Source organism: Streptomyces sp. F001, assembly GCF_004187715.1.
GTDB lineage: Bacteria > Actinomycetota > Actinomycetes > Streptomycetales > Streptomycetaceae > Streptomyces > Streptomyces flavusporus.
On sequence record NZ_QZWF01000002.1, the window covers coordinates 672,083 to 687,861 of the forward strand.

16 protein-coding genes and 2 pseudogenes are annotated in these 15,779 nt (G+C 69.9%); 13 read left to right on the forward strand and 5 right to left on the reverse strand.

Annotated features, from left to right (window positions below; genetic code table 11):
- Positions 1-219 precede the first annotated feature (219 nt).
- Both StrepF001_RS10730 and StrepF001_RS10735 read left to right on the forward strand, forming a co-directional pair.
- On the forward strand, positions 220-864 hold the full coding sequence (locus StrepF001_RS10730) for an isochorismatase family protein (protein ID WP_206306811.1): 645 nt from the start codon (positions 220-222) through the stop codon (positions 862-864).
- Positions 865-1,071: 207 nt separating this feature from the next.
- Complete coding sequence (locus StrepF001_RS10735) at positions 1,072-1,410, forward strand: hypothetical protein (RefSeq protein WP_129798061.1); 339 nt, start codon at positions 1,072-1,074, stop codon at positions 1,408-1,410.
- On the opposite strand, the gene StrepF001_RS10740 is transcribed toward StrepF001_RS10735, so the two are convergent.
- Positions 1,397-1,951: a YceI family protein gene (locus tag StrepF001_RS10740; protein WP_129798062.1), complete on the reverse strand. Its 555-nt coding sequence runs from the start codon at positions 1,949-1,951 to the stop codon at positions 1,397-1,399. The two genes, StrepF001_RS10735 and StrepF001_RS10740, sit on opposite strands and share 14 nt — an antisense overlap.
- Before the next feature lie 124 nt (positions 1,952-2,075).
- Here StrepF001_RS10740 and StrepF001_RS10745 point away from each other — a divergent pair, with 124 nt between their 5' ends.
- The 5 genes and pseudogenes from StrepF001_RS10745 to StrepF001_RS47435 all read left to right on the forward strand — a co-directional run.
- Positions 2,076-3,179, forward strand: coding sequence for an NAD(P)-dependent alcohol dehydrogenase (locus StrepF001_RS10745; protein ID WP_129798063.1), 1,104 nt, complete (start codon positions 2,076-2,078; stop codon positions 3,177-3,179).
- Positions 3,180-3,226: 47 nt separating this feature from the next.
- The gene (locus StrepF001_RS10750; protein WP_129798064.1) at positions 3,227-3,532 is read left to right on the forward strand and encodes an antibiotic biosynthesis monooxygenase; all 306 of its coding nucleotides are present in this window, start codon (positions 3,227-3,229) and stop codon (positions 3,530-3,532) included.
- Positions 3,529-4,428 (forward strand): alpha/beta hydrolase, encoded by a 900-nt coding sequence (locus StrepF001_RS10755; RefSeq protein WP_206306812.1) that lies wholly within the window; start codon positions 3,529-3,531, stop codon positions 4,426-4,428. Before StrepF001_RS10750 ends, StrepF001_RS10755 begins: the two co-directional genes overlap by 4 nt.
- 2 nt (positions 4,429-4,430) lie before the next feature.
- Positions 4,431-5,399 (forward strand): NADPH:quinone reductase, encoded by a 969-nt coding sequence (locus tag StrepF001_RS10760; protein ID WP_129798066.1) that lies wholly within the window; start codon positions 4,431-4,433, stop codon positions 5,397-5,399.
- 75 nt (positions 5,400-5,474) lie between these two features.
- Positions 5,475-5,737: pseudogene (locus StrepF001_RS47435) on the forward strand (PIG-L family deacetylase); the annotation flags it as partial.
- A gap of 219 nt (positions 5,738-5,956) precedes the next feature.
- Here the strand turns inward: StrepF001_RS47435 and StrepF001_RS10770 are convergent.
- Positions 5,957-6,496, reverse strand: coding sequence for a MarR family transcriptional regulator (locus StrepF001_RS10770; RefSeq protein ID WP_129798067.1), 540 nt, complete (start codon positions 6,494-6,496; stop codon positions 5,957-5,959).
- A gap of 465 nt (positions 6,497-6,961) precedes the next feature.
- Here StrepF001_RS10770 and StrepF001_RS10775 point away from each other — a divergent pair, with 465 nt between their 5' ends.
- Positions 6,962-7,471, forward strand: a complete 510-nt coding sequence (locus tag StrepF001_RS10775; RefSeq protein WP_129798068.1) for a nuclear transport factor 2 family protein — start codon at positions 6,962-6,964, stop codon at positions 7,469-7,471.
- 205 nt (positions 7,472-7,676) lie between these two features.
- Positions 7,677-9,041 (forward strand): MFS transporter, encoded by a 1,365-nt coding sequence (locus tag StrepF001_RS10780; RefSeq protein WP_129798069.1) that lies wholly within the window; start codon positions 7,677-7,679, stop codon positions 9,039-9,041.
- 443 nt (positions 9,042-9,484) lie between these two features.
- Here the strand turns inward: StrepF001_RS10780 and StrepF001_RS10785 are convergent, their stop codons facing one another.
- Positions 9,485-9,922, reverse strand: a complete 438-nt coding sequence (locus StrepF001_RS10785; protein WP_346656916.1) for a BlaI/MecI/CopY family transcriptional regulator — start codon at positions 9,920-9,922, stop codon at positions 9,485-9,487.
- A gap of 94 nt (positions 9,923-10,016) precedes the next feature.
- Between StrepF001_RS10785 and StrepF001_RS47440 the strand changes: the two genes are divergently transcribed.
- Entirely contained in the window at positions 10,017-10,190 is a 174-nt protein-coding gene (locus tag StrepF001_RS47440) for a hypothetical protein (RefSeq protein ID WP_240797484.1), read from the forward strand.
- Positions 10,191-10,972: 782 nt separating this feature from the next.
- Here StrepF001_RS47440 and StrepF001_RS10790 read toward each other — a convergent pair.
- On the reverse strand, positions 10,973-11,446 hold the full coding sequence (locus tag StrepF001_RS10790; protein WP_129798070.1) for a VOC family protein: 474 nt from the start codon (positions 11,444-11,446) through the stop codon (positions 10,973-10,975).
- A gap of 539 nt (positions 11,447-11,985) precedes the next feature.
- Between StrepF001_RS10790 and StrepF001_RS10795 the strand changes: the two genes are divergently transcribed.
- On the forward strand, positions 11,986-13,428 hold the full coding sequence (locus StrepF001_RS10795; RefSeq protein WP_129798071.1) for an NAD(P)/FAD-dependent oxidoreductase: 1,443 nt from the start codon (positions 11,986-11,988) through the stop codon (positions 13,426-13,428).
- A 110-nt stretch (positions 13,429-13,538) separates the two neighbouring features.
- On the opposite strand, the pseudogene StrepF001_RS10800 reads toward StrepF001_RS10795, so the two are convergent.
- Positions 13,539-14,394, reverse strand: a pseudogene (locus tag StrepF001_RS10800) (GNAT family N-acetyltransferase); the annotation flags it as partial.
- A 240-nt stretch (positions 14,395-14,634) separates the two neighbouring features.
- Here StrepF001_RS10800 and StrepF001_RS10805 point away from each other — a divergent pair.
- Both StrepF001_RS10805 and StrepF001_RS10810 read left to right on the forward strand, forming a co-directional pair.
- Positions 14,635-15,378 carry a methyltransferase domain-containing protein gene (locus StrepF001_RS10805; RefSeq protein ID WP_129798072.1) on the forward strand — a complete coding sequence of 248 codons (744 nt, stop codon included), beginning with the start codon at positions 14,635-14,637 and terminating at the stop codon, positions 15,376-15,378.
- A gap of 7 nt (positions 15,379-15,385) precedes the next feature.
- The gene (locus StrepF001_RS10810) at positions 15,386-15,625 is read left to right on the forward strand and encodes a hypothetical protein (protein ID WP_129798073.1); all 240 of its coding nucleotides are present in this window, start codon (positions 15,386-15,388) and stop codon (positions 15,623-15,625) included.
- Positions 15,626-15,779 lie beyond the last annotated feature (154 nt).

A 15,779-nucleotide genomic window follows, 5' to 3' on the forward strand; every position in this document is an offset into this window, starting at 1 on the left:
TGCAGCTGTGTTCGGCGGAGGCCTCCAGGTCGGTGGCCGCCGCCGGCGGCGGCTGCGGCCTCCGGCCAGGTGGTGGAAGGGCATGTGATCTTGCCTATCTGTCAGCCCGGGAATAGGCTCCCAGTTAGTCATTGTTAGTGACTATCACAAGATTGACTAATGTGGGCGGGCGACCGCCCTGCCCGGGCGGACGACCGCCCCCCAGACAGGAGAAGCATCATGAGCGAGCACACCTCCCGAACCGGCCGCTTCCACGAGCCGCTGACCCGCGACAACACCGCCCTGCTGCTCGTCGACCACCAGATCGGCCTGTTCACCGGCGTGCGTGACATCGACGTCGCCACGCTCAAGCACAACGTGGCGGCTCTGGCGAAGGCGGCTCAGGTGCTCGACATCCCCACCGTGGTGACCACCACCATGGCGGACGGAATGTGGGGCCCGCTCGTACCGGAGCTGACCGAGGTCCTTCCCGCGGGTCTCGAGGTGATCGACCGCAGCACCGTCAACGCCTGGGGCGAGCCTCGTGTCCGTCAGGCCGTGGAGGCCACCGGCCGCAAGAAGCTGATCATCGCGGGTATCTCCATCGAGGTGTGCGTCGCCTTCCCGGCGATCTCCGCAACGGCCGCCGGCTATGACGCGTACGCGGCCATCGACGCCTCGGGCACCTTCAGCGAGACCAAGCGCACGGCAGGTCTGCTGCGGATGCAGCAGGCAGGTGTCATCGTCACCGACTACGCCACCACGATGGTCGAAATCCTCGCCGACAACACCGACCCGAAGGCATACGAGGTCTACGGGGCGGTGGACATGCCGTTCGCCGCGCTGGTGGGCCAACTGTCCGCCGCTTACTCCAAGAACGGCTGACCCGTCCCGCCACCGAGCCGCTCCCGCGGGGCACCACCCCGTTAGCCGCCCCGCGGGAGCCCCGGGGTGCCGGGCCCTGTCCCCCGCAGGGCCCGGCACCGCCCAGCGCTCGGCCGGGCGACGCCGTCCGCCGGCAGCTGATCCGGCCACTGTCCTACCGCCACCAACTGGCCTTCACGAAGTCCTCGAACAGGAGCAGTAACAGCCATGGCCTTGTGGAACGTCACCGCCCCCACCGTGCACACCGTGGGCGAGGAAGAAGTGCACGGCACCCAGACATGGGTCGTCCAGGCGCGATGCAGTATCGAGGCGGTGCGGCAAGTGGTCGCCCGCGCCGCCAGTGAAAACGCCGTCCGGCACCGCCGGGGTGCCGCCATCGATCTCACCGCGCTCACCGCCACCCGCTGGACGAGTCCACACGGGCTGCTGGGACCCACGGTTCCCTGCCCACTGCACCCGCGGGCCGGACACGGCCGGTCGGACCAGGGTGCGGACACTTCCTCGCCCGCACCCCTTCCGGTCGGGTACAGGACTACTGCTGCCTGACCGCCTCGATCTCGAGTGCGATCCCGACGCTGTCCCCGATCAACGCGCGCCCGCCGGGCAGGGGCACATTGCCCGTCACGCCGAAGTCGGAGCGGCTGATCCGGGTGGACGCCCGGAATCCGGCTCGCGTGCCGCCCCACGGGTCCTCGGCGACGCCGAGGAGCACCAGGTCGAGGGTGACCGGACGGCTCTCGCCCCTGATGGTCATGAATCCCTCGACGCGGTATCCACCGTTGTCCTGTACCCGTACGGTGACGGACTCGAAGTGTGCCGTCGGGTGGGTGTCGGTGTCGAAGTAGTCGGCGCTGCGCAGGTGCTTGTCCCGGTCGGCGTTGCGTGTGTCGACCGAAGCGGTGTCGATCTCGGCGCGGACGCTGGACCGTGTCGGATCGTCCCCGACCGTGATGGTCCCGCCGAAGGAGGTGAAGCTGCCGCGCACGCGGGCCATGAGGTGGCGCAGGGTGAAGCTCACTTCGGAATGGGGGGCTATCTGCCAGACACCGGTGAGCTGGTGGGTCTCGGCGGGCGGCACTGCGTTCATGGTGATCTCCTGAGTGTGTAGGCGCAGGTGAACCGCCCACTCAGCCTATGGTCACAGTATTGACGGTCAAGATTTATTACTAATAGGCTGTGTGGGCCGCCACAGGAGCGCCGAAGGAGTTGTCATGCCGAAGCTGATCCAAGCCGCCGTCGTACCGGAGCCGGGTGCCGACTTCGAGACCCTGGACGTGCTGCTCGACGACCCCCGCGCCGGTGAGGTGCTGGTACGCGTCGAGGCGGTCGGTATCTGCCATGCCGACATCGCCGCCCGGGAGGGGAAGACCCCCTTCCCGCATCCGGCCGTACTGGGGCATGAGGGTGCCGGAGTGGTGGAGACGGTCGGAGCGGGCGTCACCTCGCTGCGCCCCGGTGACAGGGTGGTGCTGACGTTCGCCTCCTGCGGTGCCTGTGCGAGCTGCCGCTCCGGTCTGCCGAGCCAGTGCGTGGATTTCCTGTCGCTCAACTTCGCCGCCGGGGCGCGCCCGGACGGCAGCCCGACGCTGTGGCACGGTGACACACCGCTGCACGGGCACTTCTTCGGGCAGTCGTCCTTCGCCACCCATGCGCTGGTCACCGAACGGAACGCCGTGAAGCTCCCCGACGACGCGCCGCTGGCCACGCTCGCACCGCTCGGCTGCGGCATCCAGACCGGCGCCGGCGCGGTGCTGAACGTGCTGCGGCCGGCGCCCGGCGGTTCGGTCGCGGTGTTCGGGGCCGGTGCTGTGGGGCTCGCAGCCGTCATGGAGGCCCGGCTCGCCCAGGCCGCGCAGGTCATCGCCGTCGACGTGAACCCCGGCCGGCTGGCCCTGGCCACCGAACTGGGTGCCACCGACACCATCGACGCCCGCACGGCCGACCCGGTGGCGGCCATCCGGAAGCTCACCGGCGGCGGAGCCGGTCATGTGCTCGAGAGCAGTGGCAATGTGCTGGTGTTCCGTCAGGCCATCGACGCCGCGGCCATCGGCGGCGTCATCGGCATCGTGGGCGCGCCCTTCGGACGCGAGGCGGCGGTCGATGTTGCGGACATCGTCAACGCAAGCAAGCGGATCGTGGGAATCGTCGAAGGCGGAGGTGTGCCCCACGTGTTCATCCCCACCCTGGCCGCACTGCACGCAGCCGGCCGCCTTCCCGTCGAGCGCCTGGTCACCACGTTTCCGTTCGACCGGATCAACGACGCCGCCCGGGCCGCGGCCTTGGGCGAGGCCGTCAAGCCCGTCCTGCTCCTGTGAACCACCGGCGAACCGCGCCGGGCACCGTACGACTCCTGAGGACGATCATGACTGCCGTAGAACTGACCCGCTTCCGGGTCCCCGCCGAGCGGGCCCAGGAACTTCTCGACGCGCGGCCGGGGATGCTCGAGGCGTTCCGCGCGGACCGGCACGGATTCCTCGGCGCCCAGTTGGTCCGCGTCGACGACGAGCAGTGGCTGGACATCGTGTGGTGGGACACGGCCGACGACCTGGACGCCTCCAAGGCCAAGGGTGGCAACCTCCCCGCCGTCCAGGCGTTCTTCGCGCCGATCAGCGAGCTGCTCAGCTCCGAGCGCGGCACCCTCGCCGACGCGACTGCCCAGCCGTGGTGACCGCCGGGTACGGCCCCGCGCCGTCCCAGGCGGGCGATCTGTATCTTCCACCGGGCGACGGCATCCACCCGGTCGTGGTGCTCATCCACGGCGGGTTCTGGACGGCGATGCTCGACCGCAGCCAACTCGTGCCGTTGGCACAGGACTTGGTGGACCGCGGTTACGCCGTCTGGAACATCGACTACCGCGGTCTGGGAGAGGACGGCGGCGGTTGGCCCGGAACCCTGGAGGATGCCGCCGCTGCCGTCGACACTCTGGCCGGTCTCGTGGCGGGGCACCTGCCCGGCGGGCAGACCGCGGCCGATTCCGCCCGGGGCAGGCTGGACCTGGACCGCGTCGTGGCGATCGGGCACTCCGCGGGAGGCCAGCTCGCCCTGTGGCTTGCGTCCCGGCCCGGGCTGCCCGCTGGGGCGCCGGGCAGCAGCAACGCAGGCGTACCGCTCGCCGCCGCCGTATCACTGGCCGGCGTACTGGACCTGCGCGCCGCGGACGCCGACGAGTTGGGGGTCCGGTTCGGCGACCCGACCGTACCGCCACCGGCGAAGGCTCCCGCCCCGGCACGGCCGGAACTCGCCCCCACCATCGCGGGCCTGACGCCCCACGGGACGACCGCCGCACTGCTCGGTGGCCGTGCCGACGCCATGCCCGACCGTTACGCGCGCCTGGCTCAATCGAACGCCTGCCATCGTGACCGCCACCTGTCGTCACGGGACGCCGAACGGCGTTCCCCCACCCAGAGCCGGGCGTACGTCGCCGCCGCCCGGGAACGAGGAGACCAGGTGGAGTGCGTGGAGGTCCCGGGCGCGGACCACTTCGACGTCATCGACCCGGGCCACCCGTCCTGGCAGGCAGTAGTGCGGCGGCTGCCGGACCTGCTCAAGACCGCGGGGGACTGAGCATGCGCGCAGCGTGGTACGAGTCGACAGGCCCCGCGTCCGCGGTGCTGCGGGTCGGCGAGACGGAGGATCCGCAGCCCGGCCCCGGAGAGGTGCGGATCCGTGCGCACGCCTCGGGCATCAACCACGGGGACGTGATCAAGAGGCAGGACTGGATCGGCTACGGCATGGCCTGGCCCCGGGTGATCCCGCACTCGGACGGCGCCGGCGTCATCGACGCCGTGGGCGAGGGCGTTCCCCCCGCCCGGGTGGGGGAGCGGGTGTGGTGCTATGACGCGCAGTCGTACCGGCCCTTCGGTACGGCCGCCGGCTATGTGACCGTGCCCGCCGAGAAGGCGGTGCACCTCCCCGACGGTGTCTCTTTCGAGCAGGGCGCCTGTCTCGGGATCTCCGGGATCACCGCGCACCGTGCCCTGTTCATGGACGGTCCGCTGCGGGACGCCTGGGTGCTCGTCACCGGTGCCACCGGTGCGGTCGGCCGCTCGGCGGTTGCCCTCGCCCGGCGCGGCGGGGCGCGGGTGATCGCCACCGTCCGGCGGCCGGGCCCGGTGCCCGGCGCAGACCATGTGCTCCTGGCGGACGGCACGCTGCCTGGCCGGGTGAAGGAGTTGACCGCAGGGCGGGGGGTCGACCGGGTGCTCGAGGTGGCGTTCGGGGCCAGTGCGGACACCGATCTGGAGCTCCTCGCCGTGGGAGGGGTGATCGCCGCCTACGCCACCGACGAGGCACGCACGGCCATCCCCTTCTGGCAGCTGGGCTTCTCCAACGTCACCGTGCACTTCCTGGGAAGCGACGACTTCCCCGCCGCGGCCAAGCAGGCGGCGGCCGAGGAACTGAGCGCCGCGGCCGCCGCGAAGGCACTGGTCCATCCCATTGCTCACCGCTACCCGCTGGAGGACATCGCCGCTGCTCATGAAGCAGTTGAAAGCGGTAGCGCCGGAGGGCGCGTTGTGGTCGTTCCCGGCCTGTGACGACGCAGACCGTCCGCCTGAGCGAATGGGGTATAGTAAGAATCGTGACTATCACCAATGCTGACCATTGGCTGGATGCTGCGGCAGACCGTGCCGGAGGGCTGGCGCCGAGGGCTCACGGTGCTGGCGCACCCGGACGACTTGGAGTTCGGGGCCTCACCGGCGATCGCCCGGTGGACGCCCAGGGCAGGACCATGGCCGACCTGCTGGTCACCCGTGGCGAGGCCGGCCACCGCGCCGAGGGCTCCGCGCCGATCGACGCGGCCCGCGACGCGGCGAACCGGCGGGTGTTCCCCGAACTGCTCGACGAAGGACGCCGGCCGAGGTCCGGAGTCCGCTGCGCCATGTTCGGCTCGTCACCGGAGGCCGAGTCCTTCACCGACGTCACGGCGCACCTTGAGGGGGGGAATTCTCGGCCACACACGAGGCGTACCTCGGCAACCTCGCGGGAGGATTCGACCCGGAGCGGTTCCTGCGCCGTCAGGCCGTCGATGCCGGGCGCCGCGCGGGAGTGCCGCCGGTGGTCGCCTGCGAAGTGGTCCCGCTGCGAGTCGGGATCAGCGACCGGTGCCCTTGCGCGGATCCCGTCTGCTGGCCGCGGCCTCGTCGAACTGCGCGAGCTGCCGGCCGGTGATCTCCCGGAAGGCGTCCTTGAAGGCCGCGTACTGCCGCTCGCCGATCGACTCCGCGTGCCGCTGCTCGATGGCGGCCATGATCGCGTCCGACTTCTTCATCTGGTCCCGCCCCCGGCGAGTGGGGACGATCAGCTTGGCCCGCCGGTCCCGGGGGTCGGGCCGACGCTCCACGTACTCCAGGGCTTCCAGCTCGTCGATCAGGTTGCCGATGACCTGCTTATGAGTGCCCGACTGCCGTGACAGCTCCGTCGCCCGGCTGCCCTCCTCGTCGAGAAAGCCCATCACGGCGCCGTGCTGTGGACGCAGGTCGGGATGCCCCTGTTCGGCCAGCGTGTCGAAGAGCTCCTTCTGGACCGAGAAGAGCAGTCGGGTGGACAGAATCCCGAGATCCGGATCCTTGAGCTTCCGTTCGCTGCGCCGCACTATGACACCCTCCTCGTCACCGTTATTGACTGTCACCATCAGTAATAATAATGGTCACGGAGGGCGTGGTCGGGGCTGCCGTCGCAGGCCCGGCGTGGATCCGTCCGTTCTCTGCTCTGCGCGGCGCCCACGTTGGTCCACCGCAACGCCTCGCTGACTCCGGCCGGCGGGCTGTGTCTGGCCCAGTGTGCCGTCGAAGACGGCTGGCGGGGGACAGGAGTCCTCCCCGCCCATCCTGCCGCCGCCCGGCTGTCGGATGCCCCTGCCCGGATCGACACCGCCGCCCGGCAGGCTTGCCGGGGCCGCGCTTTGCCGAAGAAGGACTACCCGCCTACCCGCCGTCCGGGAGCGCCCGCGAGCGGGGCGCTCGTCGGCGGACTTCACGCTGACCGGTTCCTGGTCCCTCCGGCACTGGACGCCGCACCTCGGACTCGAATACGATCAAGTTAGTCATGATTGTGACTATCAAGAAACTGACTAAGGTCGGATCGTGAAGGAGTCGACATGAATGCCATCCGGAGGGCGGCCGCACCCGTCGTCGGTGTGCTGGCGGGTGCTGTGGCGGCCACGAGCCTGCTGCTGGGCGGGAATGCCACCGCCACGGAGAGCAACGTTGCTGGTGACCGGTTCGCCATCCGCGAGGTGATAGACCGTCACCAGATGTACATCGATCTGCGGGACGCCGACAGCTACGCCGACCTGTACGCCAAGGACGGTCACTACCGGAGTCCCTTCGGCTCCGCCGACGGCCGCAGCGAGATCAAGGCCATGTTCATCGACCTGGCCGAGAAGGGCTTCACCAAGGGCAAGCGGCACATGACCGGCCCCGCCATGATCGAGGTCAACGGCACGACCGCCACGGCCCGTTCCTGGTACTGGGTCGCGGAGACCGAGGCGGAGCACGCCGTCTATGCCACCGGCACCTACACCGACAAGCTCCGCAAGGTGAATGGCAAGTGGGAGATCGTCCAGCGCGTACAGACGCTGGACGAGCTTGCGCCCAACAGCCAGTAACTCCGCCGATCGGAGCGCTCTGCCAGTCGTTTGCTCCGCTCGCTCGTCGAGCTGACTGCCGTCACCGTGCCGCGCTCTCGCGGCGCGGTGACGGTCCTGCCGGTCGCCCGCCCCACATCAGAGGTCGTCATGTTCCAGGAAGACCGACCACCGCTTCCCACCCGTCCCCGCCGCGGCGACCGCCCGGACCCGCCGCCCGCCGGTCGTGTGGTCGCGCCTCGCCGTCCGCGTGCTGGCCTACGGGCTGTTGCAGACGCTGGTCGCTCCTGCCCTGCCCGCATTCCGGAACCATTTCGGGGTGAGCGGCGACTGGTCCGCGTGGGTATTCACCCTCTACCTGCTGTCCGGAGCCGTACTGACGCCGGTACTCGCCCGTCTCGGTGACCGGCGCGGCAAGCGCCGTGTACTGCTCGCCACGCTGGCCGTCTTCGGCGCCGGCACCGTGCTGGCCGCCCTCGCATGGAACTTCCCCGTCCTGTTGCTGGCACGCGCGGCGCAGGGAGCTGGGGCGGCGGCACTTCCCCTGTCCTACGCCCTCGTCAGCATGCTGCTTCCCAGACAACGCATCGGCCAAGGCCTCGGCATCGTCTCCGCGATGATCGGAGCGGGCACCGCCCTGGGCTTCGTCCTCGGCGGCCTCCTGGTCGACCACGCCTCCTGGAGGTGGATGTTCGCGGTACTCGCCGGCGTCATCGCGGTCGCCTTCGTGCTGGTGGCCAAATGGATACCGGACGACGCATCACGCCGGGACGAACCTCAGGACGCACTGGGAACCCTCCTGCTCTCCCTCGGTCTGGTGGCCCTGCTGCTCGCCATCACCCAGGGCTCGCACGCAGGGTGGCTTTCCGCCCCGGTGCTCGGCCTCTTCCTTGCCGCGGCCGTCTTCCTGGCCGCCCTGGCCGTGGCCGAACAGCGCACCCGGCACCCGCTGCTCGAACCGAGTGTCCTCCAGCGGTCGATGCTGCTGACTCACTCGGCCGCCGCGCTCTTCTACGCCGCGGCACTGATCTTCTTCCTTCTCGTGCCGACGCTCGCCCAACTGCCCGCCCACGGGCCCGAAGGCACCACGCGGGGATTCGGCTTCAGCATCACCGCCGCGGGCCTGCTGATGCTGCCCTCCGCACTGCTGCAGATCCTGGTGGCGCCGGTCGTGCCCCGCCTGGAGCGAGCCTTCGGTCACCGTGCCCCGCTGCTCGGAGGGCTGGTGCTGGTGCTGGCGGGAAGCGCCGCGCTGGCGCTGTGGCACGCAACGCCGGCACAGATCCTCGCCGATTCCCTACTGCTGGGAGCCGGGGCAGCCGCGAGCTTCGCGGCGCTGCCCTCACTCGTGGCCCGCTTCGCGCCGCACCACGCGATCGCGACCGCCAACGGCCTCAACACCGTCGTCAGGACAGTCGGCGGCGTCATCGGAACCCAGGTCGCGATCGCGATCCTGAGCAGCCACTCGGTCGCCGGCTCCGAGGTCCCGGGCGAAGGCGCGTTCACCATCGTGTTCACCCTCGGCGCCGTGTTCTCGGCGATCGGTGTCGCAGTGGTCCTCTTCCTGCCGCGCTCCGCCACCAGGTCGTGAGGTTCGGGGCTGCGGCGGTCGTGGGTCCCCGGGCACGGATTCGCGCGCTCATACGCAGGCCCCTGAACGCGCCCACCCACTCCCGATCAGCCCTCAAACTCCGGCCACGCCACGGAGTTGTCGTGCTCGCGGCCCTCTGCGACACGCGTTACAGCGTGTTGCAGAAGGTGAGCGCTGCAGCGGATGCGCCTCAGTGGTCCCAGAAAGGGGAATCAAGGGGCAGACACGAAGTCCCGTCTGCAGTCCCCTTACAGCGCTGTCCGGACCGAGGGGCCGTCGCCCGTGTCCATGCGGCCCGGCGGAACGCCGGCCCGGCGGAATCCCGGCCAGCGTCCGCCGCAGGGGGCTGCCTCCGGGATGCCCGACGACCACCAGCCGTACCCCGCACACCGCGTACGGCCGTGGCGCACCAACGCTCGGGTGCGCCGCACAACCCCCACGCCTCATGCACCGTGATCGGGCTGTGCCTCAGGCTGGTCCGCGGACTGTTTGCTGGACGGCTCCTTGGAGGTCTGGTCGGGTGTGTCGGGGGCGGTGTAGAAGACGGAGGTGCCCTGCTTGCTGCGCTGGGCGTAGCCCTTGGCGACCAGGTTCTCCAACGTGGTGCGCACGACGGTGGCTTTGATGCGCCGTTCGGGATGGGCCTGGCCGAGCGCGGTGGCGATCTCCGCGGCGGAGCGCGGTTCCCTCTGCTCACCGAGATGGCCGCGCACCAGGTCGATCAGCGTCGGCTGCGCCTGCTTCACGGCCGTGGCTGGGGCCTTGCCCGCCGTGCCCGCGGCCGGCTTGCCGGCCTTCGCCCGGCCGGAGGCGGCGGTGGCCTTCTTCCCTCGTGTCGCGTTGCCCGCGCCGGAGGCGGTCTTCTTCCGGGGGGCGGGCACGCAGCGGTGGCGTGGGGGCAGGCCGGGCGGGCTGGGGGGCCTGGGCGGGGGAGGGGGTGATGCCGAGTGCCTGCTGCATGCTGACCAGCACGGTGTGGTCACGCTGCAACGTGGTCAACTGATCCTGCAGGACGGCGATTTCCGTACCGATACGCTCCTGCTCCTTGAGGTTGCGTTCCAGGTCACTGCTCACCTGGGCGGCGTACTGCGCTGCCAGGTCACTGGCGGCGGTGTTCTCGGACATGATGCTGACCTTTCTGCCGGTTGACCGGCCGACGAGTTGGCGCGGGGCCCGCTGACGAGTCGCAGAACCCACGCCGTACACGCGCAGGTTCGTCTGACGGTGCGGTAAAGGGCCGCACCTGCTGCCCGGCGTCTTGAACAGCGATAATACGGATGAGTGGAGCCGATTGTTCTCGTTGAGTTGTGTCATGTGCTCCAGGTGACGCTCCTGCCGGGCGGGTTACGGGACCGTCGGCACGCCAACGGGCCATGTGGCCGTGCTTCCGTTGACCTTGAGCGTGCCGTCACAACTCTCGGCGATTCAATACACGTTGGTGGTCCAACGGAACGGCCTCGCCCAGTTCGATCGATCCGCCGCCCCGTCCTGTGCTTCTTCACCGAAGAGGACTTCCTCCTCCGACGGATGCCTGCTGCTCGTCGGCCCCAAGGCCGAATTTCGCGTCGGAAAGCGGCACTCCATCGAACTCACCGCCTCGTTTACCACCCCACCGCAGTTCACGGAGGAACTTCAGCGACTGCGCGCTGAGAACGCTGTGCGGGGCCCTGGGGCGCGGCCTCGCCGACGCGGGGCAGCCGTGGTCGGGGCTGCGCAGTGCTGTGCGCGTCCGCCCTCCGCCGCGCCTGGGCTCCATGCAGCCCCGCCTGGCGACTCGGCGTCGTCGGCCGGGGCTTCTCTCATCCCTGCCGCCGGGGTGCCCAGATCGTGGGTATCACTTCACGCCTGGGCGAGATGGCGCTGCGGCACGCCGAGCCCAGGGCCCCGGCCATTCACCTGCAGCGGGGCCTTGTTCGCTCCGTGACGCGCCCTCAGCGGCCGGGGAATCGCTCTGTGATCTCCTGCAGGACCCAGCCGTTGCGGTCCGGGTCGCTGAAGGTGGCGAAGGAGGAGTAGGAGGCGCCCTCGGGATGCCGGCCGGGCAAGCGCTCCTGGCCCGCCAGCCGATGGGTGACGTCTCCGCCCTCGTGACCGTGGAACAGCACTCCTCCGGCATCGTGGAAAATGTCGCTCACCTCGATACCCCGGTCGACCAGCTCCGCGCGGGCCGCCTCGATGTCGGAGACGATGAGATACAGCCCCTGCACCGAGCCGGGGGTGGCGGAGGTCAGCCCCTCGCCGAACAGGATCGAGCACCCGGAGCCGGGCGGCGTGAAGTGCACGCCCCGGAAGTCCCCGCCGGGCCCCGTGTCGAGGTCCAGGCGGAATCCCAGTTTCTCGTAGAAGGCCTTGGCCCGGTCGGTGTCGGAGACGGGCAGCACGATGACTTCGAGCTTCAGGTCCATGGGGAACTGTCCTTGTGTGTGAGCGGTGGAGCTGTCCGTACCGTGTCCGTCCACCGCTCAAACAGACGTAGGGGACATCCGGCGGAACGCCAATCAGCCGCACCCGGACCGTACGGCCGCAGCAGTAAGGAGGCAGAGGCGTTGGGAGGCGTGGTGACCACGCCACTCAGCCCGCGTGAGCACTGGCGGTTCCCTCCGCCGGCCGCGAGCCTCCATGGGCCGGTCTTTGCCCGGAGCGGAGCGCGGCGTCGCCCTACCGTGAGACACATCAGGCATCATCACTGTGACTCGCGGTTCACTGAGAGTGATGACGAGAATGGCCCTGAAAACGACCTGGCTTCCCGGCCCGTGACCAGACGTCGATCTGCCCGTCCCCCTCAGGTGCAGCCGTAGTCCTCCGCGGCCGGCAGCCACCAGTCCCCGAGGCCTACCGCAACTGCCGAGCACCGTCGGCCACGCAGAGGCGGATCCGGACAACAACACGCGACCTCTCCCCCCAGGACGTAAGCCCGCGAAGCCCGAGAGACACAGGAGCAGCAATGAGCGACACTCTCCGCACCTACGACGTCGTCGTCATCGGCGCCGGCCCCGTCGGCGAGAACGTGGCCGACAGGACCAGCGCTGCGGGGCTCAGCACCGTCATCGTGGAGAGCGAGCTGCTCGGTGGAGAGTGTTCGTTCTGGGCGTGCGAGCCCAGCAAGGCGCTGCTGCGGCCGGTGCTGACACGCGCCGACGCACGCCGTGTGCCGGGGCTGAGACAGGCGGTCGCCGGGCCACTGGACGTGGCCGCGGTCCTTGCACACCGCGACGACATCGTGAACCACTGGCAGGACGACGACCAGGTCGACTGGCTGAACTCGGTCTCCGTCCACCTCGTACGCGGTCAGGGCCGCCTCGACGGCCCTCGCCAGGTCGTGGTGAGCACCCCCGACGGCGACACGGTACGGCTCACCGCCCGCCACGCGGTCGCCGTCTGCACCGGCACCGGCACGGCACTGCCGGACCTTCCCCATCTGGACGAGATTCGCCCCTGGACCAATCGTGAGGCAACCGGCGCCGACCGGGTACCTGGTCGTCTCGCCGTGGTCGGCGGCGGAGTGGTGGCCGTCGAGATGGCCACTGCCTGGCGCGCGCTCGGTGCCCAGGTGACCATGCTGGTCCGAGGCAACCGCGGATTGCTGACGCGGATGGAGCCCTTCGCCGGAGAGATGGTCGCGGACGCATTGCGTGAGGCCGGCGTCGATGTGCGGTTCGGGGCCTCCGTCACGTCCGTGACGCGGGAGGAAGGCGCCGACGGGGAGGTACGCATCACCCTGGCAGACGGCGAGCAACTGGCCGCCGACGAGATCCTGTTCGCGACCGGACGAGTCCCGCGCACCGACGACATCGGCCTGGAGACCATCGGCCTCACGCCAGGCGACTGGCTGACCGTTGACGACACCTTCCGGGTCAGCGCCATCGACGACGGATGGCTCTACGCGGTCGGCGATGTCAACCACCGCGTCCTGATGACCCATCAAGGCAAGTACCAGGCCCGGATTGCGGGCGCCGTGATCGGAGCCCGTGCCCACGGGGAACCGGTGGACGACAGCCGCTGGGGCCCGCACGTCGCGACCGCCGACAGTGTCGCTGTACCGCAAGTGGTGTTCACCGATCCGGAAGTTGCGTCAGTGGGCCTGACCACGCGGGAAGCCGAGCGCACCGGGCGCCGGATCAGGGCGGTGGACTACGACATCGGCCGCGTCGCCGGCGCGGTCCAGTACGCGAAGGGATATCGCGGTAAGGCTCGTATGCTGGTCGACCTCGACCGCGGCACCGTGGCCGGGGTCACCTTCGTCGGCCCCGGGGTCGCAGAGCTGCTGCACTCGGCAACCATCGCGGTCACCAGCGAGGTGCCCGTCGAACGGCTCTGGCACGCCGTCCCCGCTTTTCCGACGATCAGCGAAGTCTGGCTGCGGCTGCTGGAAACCTACCGCGGGTAGGCGGGGTCAGGCGCTCGACGTCCTCGGCTCTGACCGGGAGGCCCGCGTGTTCGCTGTGCCCGTCGCGGAACGCTCCAGAGTCCTTCCCCGACTTCCGGCGCGTCACACGAGAAGTCGTACGCAGCGAAGTCGGTGACCGGAAGATACCCGATTCGCTGGTAGAGGCTGTTGCTGGTGGGGTTGGCCAAGTCCGCGAACAGCACGACCTCCGTCGCGCCTGCGGCCAGTGCGGCCCGGCTCACCTCGACGGTCACAGCGCTGGCGTAGCCGCGACCGCGTAGGTGGGCCGGGGTGTAGACGGGGGTCACCCGGATCTGGCCGGCGCTCATCTCGGTCATGCCCGCCATGGAGACGGGAGTGCCGTCCGGGGTCTCCCACAGGGTGACGCGTCTGTCGGCGAAGCGTGTGTCGGCCAAGGCGTCGGCGTCTGCGGAGGGGATTTCTCCGATGGCGGCGGCGAACTCGCAAAACCAGCACCTGAGTTGCTTGCGGTCCTGCTCGCCCGCGAGTCGGCCCCGGCCCTCTGGGAGCGGCTCCGGCGGGGTGAGCGTGCCGAGGCGGTACAGGCGGTGCCGCTCGCGGAGTGTCGGCGTTGCGTCTGTGTGCCGCTGCCGGGCCTCGGCGAAAGCGGTGGCGGTGTCGTGCTCCGCGCTGACGCCTGGGAGGGGGTGGCCGAGGCCGGCCAGGCGGGCGGCGAGCGTGTCGGCATGCTCGGGGGTAAGGGGGGTGAGGTTCAGGCGACCGGGCGGGATGCGAAAGAAGAAGAAGGTGGCACAGACCTCGCCCGCTCGCTCCAGACGGCCGAAGACGGGGGCTTCCGCGCCGTACGCGTCCGCCCCGCGTGTTCGCAGTGTCTCGGTCACCGTCAGCTGCATGGTGTGCAGAGCCGGGCGCGCGCAGGAAGTCTCCGGCACGGGCGAGAAAGTAGTCGAGGTCTTCGGTGATGTGCCCGTCATCCGGGCGCATACTTCATGGTTCCTCATCCAGGCAGCTCCTCGCCCGTCGTGCGCGCCTGCGCGTCATCTGGTCGTCCACAAAGAACTGCTCCATGCCGCGCACGGCCGACTGCATCATCTGCTGTCCTCGGAGGTATCGCGAGTGCGAGTGCTGTCGCCAGGCGGGGCCCGGGACGGTGTGGCATGTGAGGGAGACGAGACTTCCCAAAGGCGAAGCCCGGGACCGTGCCCGCAGCGCATACTGACTGGCATGGCCACCTACGACATGCTCGGCGCAACGTATGCCCGGACACGACAGCCTGATCGGCGGATCGCCGCGCAGATCCACGGTGCACTCGGAAACGTCACCGACGTGATCAACGTCGGAGCGGGCACCGGCTCTTACGAACCGCCGCAGACGGTCCTCGCGGTCGAACCCAGCCGGGTCATGCTTGCCCAGCGCCCGCCGGGATCCGCGCCCGCCGTGCAGGCGGTCGCAGAAGACCTCCCGCTGCGTGACAACGCCGCCGACGCCGTCATGGCACTGCTGACCATCCACCACTGGTCCGACCTGGCGGCCGGAATCAGAGAACTGCGCAGGGTTGCCCGGCGCCGCATCGTCATCCTGACGTGGGAACAGCGCATCTTCCGCGAGCAGTTCTGGCTCGTACGGGAATACCTCCCGGAGGCATCCGCCTTTGACGAGACCCGCGCCATCTCCACTGACCAGCTGGTCGACCTGCTAGGTGGTGCGCGCCAGGAACCGGTCCGCGTCCCCCACGACTGCACGGACGGATTCGGCGCCGCATACTGGCGCCGCCCCCACGCCTACCTCGACCGGCAGGTGCGCGCGGGGATCTCCATGCTGGCCCAGACCGGCGAAGACGCCATCGCGCCCGGCCTGACCCGGCTCGCGGACGACCTGACGACCGGCCGCTGGCAAACCCGTCACGCCGAGCTGCTTACGCTCGAAACCATCGATGTCGGTTACCGGCTACTCGTGACCGATCTCTGACCAGCTGATGCCGGCCGGGGGCGTTGCCGCGTTCGCCCTCGCCCATGGGCTGTTCACCCTCGAAACGACCGCCCTGCTCGCGCTCCCGTTCCTCCTGGCAGGCGTCGGAATCGGCGCGGTCGAAGACGGCCCGGCCCTCGCCCTCAAGGAGTCGCGTGGCTCAGCCTTCGGGATGCTCGCCACCGTCCGGTCCGTGGCAACCTGGCTGCCGACGTCGTCGGCATTCTCTGGCCCGCTGTTTCCATGACGGTCGCCTTCGTCCATCTCACTGCCTGGATGGGCATCGCTCTGACCGGACTTCTCCACGCCGGACGCTCTGCCGGCGCCCGACGATGAGACGCAGCTGAGCCCGGCAACCGCACCCGCCTGAGCGGTGAGCCGTTGTGGTGACGGCGTGGGCG

Bases quoted from the DNA above. Each gene is read 5' to 3' on its own strand.
- StrepF001_RS10730 (WP_206306811.1), top strand. From the start codon at position 220: ATGAGCGAGCACACCTCCCGAACCGGCCGCTTCCACGAGCCGCTGACC.
- StrepF001_RS10735 (WP_129798061.1), top strand. From the start codon at position 1,072: ATGGCCTTGTGGAACGTCACCGCCCCCACCGTGCACACCGTGGGCGAG.
- StrepF001_RS10740 (WP_129798062.1), bottom strand. From the start codon at position 1,951: ATGAACGCAGTGCCGCCCGCCGAGACCCACCAGCTCACCGGTGTCTGG.
- StrepF001_RS10745 (WP_129798063.1), top strand. From the start codon at position 2,076: ATGCCGAAGCTGATCCAAGCCGCCGTCGTACCGGAGCCGGGTGCCGAC.
- StrepF001_RS10750 (WP_129798064.1), top strand. From the start codon at position 3,227: ATGACTGCCGTAGAACTGACCCGCTTCCGGGTCCCCGCCGAGCGGGCC.
- StrepF001_RS10760 (WP_129798066.1), top strand. From the start codon at position 4,431: ATGCGCGCAGCGTGGTACGAGTCGACAGGCCCCGCGTCCGCGGTGCTG.
- StrepF001_RS10770 (WP_129798067.1), bottom strand. From the start codon at position 6,496: ATGGTGACAGTCAATAACGGTGACGAGGAGGGTGTCATAGTGCGGCGC.
- StrepF001_RS10775 (WP_129798068.1), top strand. From the start codon at position 6,962: ATGAATGCCATCCGGAGGGCGGCCGCACCCGTCGTCGGTGTGCTGGCG.
- StrepF001_RS10790 (WP_129798070.1), bottom strand. From the start codon at position 11,446: ATGGACCTGAAGCTCGAAGTCATCGTGCTGCCCGTCTCCGACACCGAC.
- StrepF001_RS10795 (WP_129798071.1), top strand. From the start codon at position 11,986: ATGAGCGACACTCTCCGCACCTACGACGTCGTCGTCATCGGCGCCGGC.
- StrepF001_RS10805 (WP_129798072.1), top strand. From the start codon at position 14,635: ATGGCCACCTACGACATGCTCGGCGCAACGTATGCCCGGACACGACAG.
- StrepF001_RS10810 (WP_129798073.1), top strand. From the start codon at position 15,386: ATGCCGGCCGGGGGCGTTGCCGCGTTCGCCCTCGCCCATGGGCTGTTC.